This is a genomic window from Pseudomonas sp. P5_A12 (assembly GCF_056400685.1).
This window is the reverse complement of sequence record NZ_JBFUKU010000356.1, coordinates 1-4,889: the sequence shown is the minus strand read 5'-3', so window position 1 is coordinate 4,889 and position 4,889 is coordinate 1. Positions and strand designations below refer to the sequence as shown.

At 51.9% G+C, this 4,889-nt stretch carries 6 protein-coding genes and 1 pseudogene; all 7 read right to left on the bottom strand.

Annotated elements, in window-relative coordinates:
- Window positions 1-358 (bottom strand): annotated as a pseudogene (locus AC1DSG_RS27710) (glycosyltransferase family 4 protein); the annotation flags it as partial.
- A gap of 639 nt (window positions 359-997) precedes the next feature.
- On the bottom strand, window positions 998-1,237 hold the full coding sequence (locus AC1DSG_RS27705) for a LapA family protein (protein WP_477793726.1): 240 nt from the start codon (window positions 1,235-1,237) through the stop codon (window positions 998-1,000).
- A 27-nt stretch (window positions 1,238-1,264) separates the two neighbouring features.
- Complete coding sequence (gene ihfB / locus AC1DSG_RS27700; protein WP_003369729.1) at window positions 1,265-1,561, bottom strand: integration host factor subunit beta; 297 nt, start codon at window positions 1,559-1,561, stop codon at window positions 1,265-1,267.
- A 141-nt stretch (window positions 1,562-1,702) separates the two neighbouring features.
- The gene (locus tag AC1DSG_RS27695) at window positions 1,703-1,981 is read right to left on the bottom strand and encodes a hypothetical protein (protein ID WP_477793725.1); all 279 of its coding nucleotides are present in this window, start codon (window positions 1,979-1,981) and stop codon (window positions 1,703-1,705) included.
- A 218-nt stretch (window positions 1,982-2,199) separates the two neighbouring features.
- Window positions 2,200-3,891, bottom strand: a complete 1,692-nt coding sequence (rpsA, locus tag AC1DSG_RS27690) for a 30S ribosomal protein S1 (protein ID WP_046031753.1) — start codon at window positions 3,889-3,891, stop codon at window positions 2,200-2,202.
- 120 nt (window positions 3,892-4,011) lie between these two features.
- The gene (gene cmk / locus AC1DSG_RS27685) at window positions 4,012-4,701 is read right to left on the bottom strand and encodes a (d)CMP kinase (RefSeq protein WP_477793724.1); all 690 of its coding nucleotides are present in this window, start codon (window positions 4,699-4,701) and stop codon (window positions 4,012-4,014) included.
- Window positions 4,698-4,889: hypothetical protein (locus AC1DSG_RS27680; RefSeq protein WP_477793723.1), on the bottom strand; the 192-nt coding region annotated here is incomplete at its 5' end. The genes cmk and AC1DSG_RS27680, both read right to left, overlap by 4 nt.

The following is a 4,889-nucleotide window of genomic DNA, read 5'->3' as shown; positions in this document are numbered from 1 at the left end:
TTACCTGGACAATAGGCGAAGGGGCAAAAACTATAATCGCATCGAATTTTTTCCCCTTAAGGAGTTTAGGGAAATACCAAAGCCCCATCACAACAAATGACAAGTAATTCAATACCAGTTTTTTAGCCCCTCCCTTACCACGAGGATAAACTGGCACACGAACCACATCGATCAGCGAGGAATAGCGCTCGCACTGCACTCCCTTGGCACTGTAACCGTCATAAATATCCCCATCGGGATAATTGGGCTTCCCTGTGGCAACGGTAACTTCATGCCCCTTACTGGCAAGCTTAATCGCCAAATCATTTATTACAAATGACTCCGGCCAAAAATATTGGGACATCAGCAAAATACGCATATACGCTAATCAAACCTGTTAAATAAGCGCGCTATTAATAATAACTTCATTCCGCGAAAACCTTCGAAAATTTGAAAAAAATAGCCCACTAGTAAACATCAAAAAAAACACTGCATAAGTAGCAGAGCTATACCTCTGCAAAACTCCAACAACTCTCGACAAATCGACACGTAAACACTCAATCAGCAAGGATTGGAGACCCAAGGGAAATGACTGACGAGTAGAAGCCACAAGACAATAAAGTTCCTCCAAAACATAACGAGGCTTCTGGCTAACGTCGATCGGCGTTTCAAGACTACCTGCGAAAGCAAGCTTATCGGCGTTAACTACCGAGTCGCTCTTACTGGGGATGATATGACGAATGAATACCGAACTGATAAATCCAGCGCCGCAGGTTACGAGCGTTTTCATGCAAAACTATACCCTTGAGTTCCTGACAGCCATCGATCTACCACTGCCCAATCCATGAATGCAAAGCCATCCGTGCTAGCTGAGGCCTCAGACAGAGCTAACCTCAACCGGAGTGGCCATATACCACCACTCGGAAAAACACTGTATTTTACAGCTTCGTGCTGGTTTTACTAATAGCTACAGACAATCTGCGACGCAAATACAACGCGCTCCTCGTGCCTGTCTCAATCAGACAAGGCGCTTGCGAGAAGCCCTAGACATACGCCCCAGAAGCCAACCGAGAATCGGGCCTACAACCATGCCGATCAGCAAAGCAAGAATTATCACCAGCGATACCGGCAGTTCCGGCCCCGCCCAACCGAGAAACAACAAGGAAACCGATTGCTGATTCTCGAGAATAAAAGCCAGGATCGCCAAAATCAGCAACAAAGCGAACAATGCCATAAGTACGCGCTTAAAATTATGCATGAGCTCCACCTAGAATTTCGGCCACCGTCAAAGCCCTTCCTCCTCGTCCTCGTTCACACGATCACGCAGTTCTTTCCCCGGCTTGAAATGCGGAACGAACTTTCCATCCAGGCTAACCGACTGACCGGTTTTCGGATTACGCCCAACCCGTGGCGCCCGATAGTGCAAAGAGAAACTGCCAAACCCACGGATCTCAATACGATCCCCAGTGGCCAGGCATTGTGACATTTGCTCAAGCATGGTCTTGATGGCCAGCTCCACATCCTTGGACGAGAGCAGCCCTTGATGGGTGACAATTCGTTCTATCAACTCCGACTTCGTCATATTTTTCCCTTCTTTTTCAAGCAGCTAGGAAAAGCGCTTCAAAGGTTTTAGCATGCCCGGAAGAATTTGAACAGCCTGAGCGTTGACATATCTTTACCGAGGAAGCCAGCCAATCTCAAACAGCTACAACACAGATCAACCTCAACGACAGACCACCAGCATGGTCCGTGTCAGATATCCCGCAGGATTGAAACCAAAAGGGAATACATCTTCTTCCTTCACATCATCGGACCTTGCCAGGACTTTATACCCCGGCGCCTTACACTCCTTTTGCGCACGCTCGCGGCATTTTTCCCACCCGGAGCCCAGCCCCGAACAATCAATCTCGATACCACTGACCCCACGTACGACGTGAGTCTTGGCATTAGTAGTACAACCCGCCAATGTCAGTACTGCTATTGCGACAATGAGCTTGTTCATTCACGTCCTTATGCCAGACACCCTACCCGACTGTCGTTCACTTCAAGCCAAAGGTTAGCTGCAAACATACGATTGATCTGATTAAAGAAARAGACAGCGCACCGCAGATATTGGTTTCACAAACAACGATTGCAGTCGCAAGCACCAGCGACGCCCATCAAATCACAGGCACAAAAAAGGGCGACCGAAGTCGCCCTTTTTCTATGGTCTGACAGAACTTAGTTCTGTTTTTCCATTTGTGCACGCAACAGGTCGCCCAGAGTGGTAGGACCAGCAGCGACGTCAGCAGCAGGCTTGTCTTTCAAGCTCTGGATTGCTTCTTTCTCGTCTTCAACGTCTTTCGACTTGATAGACAGCTGGATTACGCGGCTCTTACGGTCAACGCTGATGATCTTGGCTTCTACTTCTTCGCCTTCTTTCAGAACGTTACGCGCGTCTTCAACGCGGTCACGGCTGATTTCGGAGGCTTTCAGAGTCGCTTCGATATCGTCGGCCAGAGTGATGATGGCGCCTTTAGCGTCAACTTCTTTCACGATGCCTTTAACGATTGCGCCTTTGTCGTTCTCTTGAACGTACTCGGAGAACGGATCGCTTTCCAGTTGCTTGATACCCAGGGAGATGCGCTCACGCTCTGGGTCAACCGACAGGATAACGGTGTCCAGCTCGTCGCCCTTCTTGAAGCGGCGAACGGCTTCTTCGCCCACTTCGTTCCAGGAGATGTCGGACAGGTGAACCAGACCGTCGATGCCGCCGTCCAGACCAATGAAGATACCGAAATCGGTGATCGACTTGATGGTGCCGGAGATTTTATCGCCCTTGTTGAACTGGCCAGAGAAATCTTCCCATGGGTTAGATTTGCACTGCTTGATGCCGAGGGAGATACGACGACGCTCTTCGTCGATGTCCAGAACCATAACTTCCACTTCGTCGCCGACTTGTACGACTTTCGAAGGGTGGATGTTCTTGTTGGTCCAGTCCATTTCGGAAACGTGTACCAGACCTTCAACGCCTTCTTCCAGCTCAGCGAAGCAGCCGTAGTCGGTCAGGTTGGTTACACGAGCGGTAACGCGAGTGCTTTCTGGGTAACGGGCTTTGATAGCAACCCATGGATCTTCGCCCAGCTGCTTGAGGCCCAGGGAAACACGATTGCGTTCACGATCGTACTTCAGAACCTTGACATCGATCTCGTCGCCAACGTTGACGATTTCGGAAGGATGCTTGATACGCTTCCAAGCCATGTCGGTAATGTGCAGCAGGCCATCGACGCCACCCAGATCGACGAATGCGCCGTAATCGGTGAGGTTTTTGACGATACCTTTGACTTGCTGACCTTCCTGCAGGGATTCCAGCAGAGCTTCACGCTCGGCGGAGTTCTCGGCTTCGAGGACGCTGCGACGGGAAACGACAACGTTGTTGCGTTTCTGGTCGAGTTTGATGACCTTGAATTCCAGCTCTTTGCCTTCCAGGTGCGTAGTATCGCGCACAGGACGGACGTCAACCAGAGAACCTGGCAGGAACGCACGGATGCCGTTAACGTCGACAGTGAAGCCGCCTTTAACCTTACCGTTGATAACGCCCTTGACCACTTCTTCGGCTGCGAAGGCTGCTTCCAGAACAATCCAGCATTCAGCGCGCTTGGCTTTTTCACGGGACAGCTTGGTTTCACCAAAGCCGTCTTCAACCGAGTCCAGAGCAACGTGAACTTCGTCACCGACGTTGATGTTCAGTTCGCCAGCGTCGTTGTAGAACTGCTCAAGCGGGATGAGTGCTTCAGACTTCAGGCCAGCGTGAACGGTTACCCAGCGAGCCTGGTAATCGATATCAACGATAACACCGGTGATGATGGAGCCTGCCTGAAGGTTCAGGGTTTTTAGGCTTTCTTCAAAGAGTTCCGCAAAGCTTTCGCTCATTTTAATTCCTGTTGATGAGGGCGAAGACTACGCCCATCTCCACACCCCAGACGGTATGGGTTAGTTTCATTTAAAAGAAGCCACCGCAGGACTATGACTGGTCCCCTGCGGCCTTCTTGGTCACCCGGCGATATCGCGAATGGCGATCTCGCTCATGATGCGTTCCAGCACCTGATCGATGGATAATTCCGTGGAATCCAGCTGTATGGCGTCAGCCGCCGGTTTGAGCGGGGCTACCGCTCGCYGGGTGTCACGCTCATCGCGAACACGTATCTCATCTAGCAGACTCGACAGACTAACACCATCGACTTTGCCCTTCAACTGCAAGTATCGACGGCGCGCACGCTCCTCTGCACTGGCAGTGAGGAAAATCTTCAAAGGCGCGTCCGGAAAAACCACGGTGCCCATATCCCTGCCATCAGCTACCAGCCCCGGCATTTCCTGAAAAGCACGCTGGCGTTGCAGCAGCGCCTCGCGTACGGCGGGCAATGCCGCGACCTGGGACGCGCCGGCACCGACACTTTCCGTACGAATCACATCGCTGACTTCGTCGCCTTCGAGAATGATTCGCTGCAGCTGACCGTCCGTCGCAGCGATGAATTGCACGTCCAGATGAGCGGCCAATTTCTTCAGCAACTCTTCATTGGTCAGATCAACACCATGATTGTGCGCGGCGAACGCCAGCAAACGGTACAGCGCACCGGAATCCAGAAGGTTCCAGCCCAGACGTTTCGCCAGAATCCCGGCGATCGTGCCCTTACCGGAACCGCTCGGGCCATCGATGGTAATGACTGGCGACTTGATGATCACGACTGAGCCTCTTCAGCAACCCGGATACCGACTTGCGCGCACAGCGCGAGGAAGTTCGGGAACGACGTCGCGACGTTGGCGCAATCATGGATGCGGATCGGTGCAGTCGCGCGTAGCGATGCAACGCTGAATGCCATGGCAATCCGATGATCGCCGTGACCATGCACTTCGCCGCCGCCGATCTGGCC

Excerpts from the sequence above, each read along its gene's own strand:
- AC1DSG_RS27705 (WP_477793726.1), bottom strand. The coding sequence starts at position 1,237 with ATGCATAATTTTAAGCGCGTACTTATGGCATTGTTCGCTTTGTTGCTG.
- ihfB (WP_003369729.1), bottom strand. The coding sequence starts at position 1,561 with ATGACGAAGTCGGAGTTGATAGAACGAATTGTCACCCATCAAGGGCTG.
- AC1DSG_RS27695 (WP_477793725.1), bottom strand. The coding sequence starts at position 1,981 with ATGAACAAGCTCATTGTCGCAATAGCAGTACTGACATTGGCGGGTTGT.
- rpsA (WP_046031753.1), bottom strand. The coding sequence starts at position 3,891 with ATGAGCGAAAGCTTTGCGGAACTCTTTGAAGAAAGCCTAAAAACCCTG.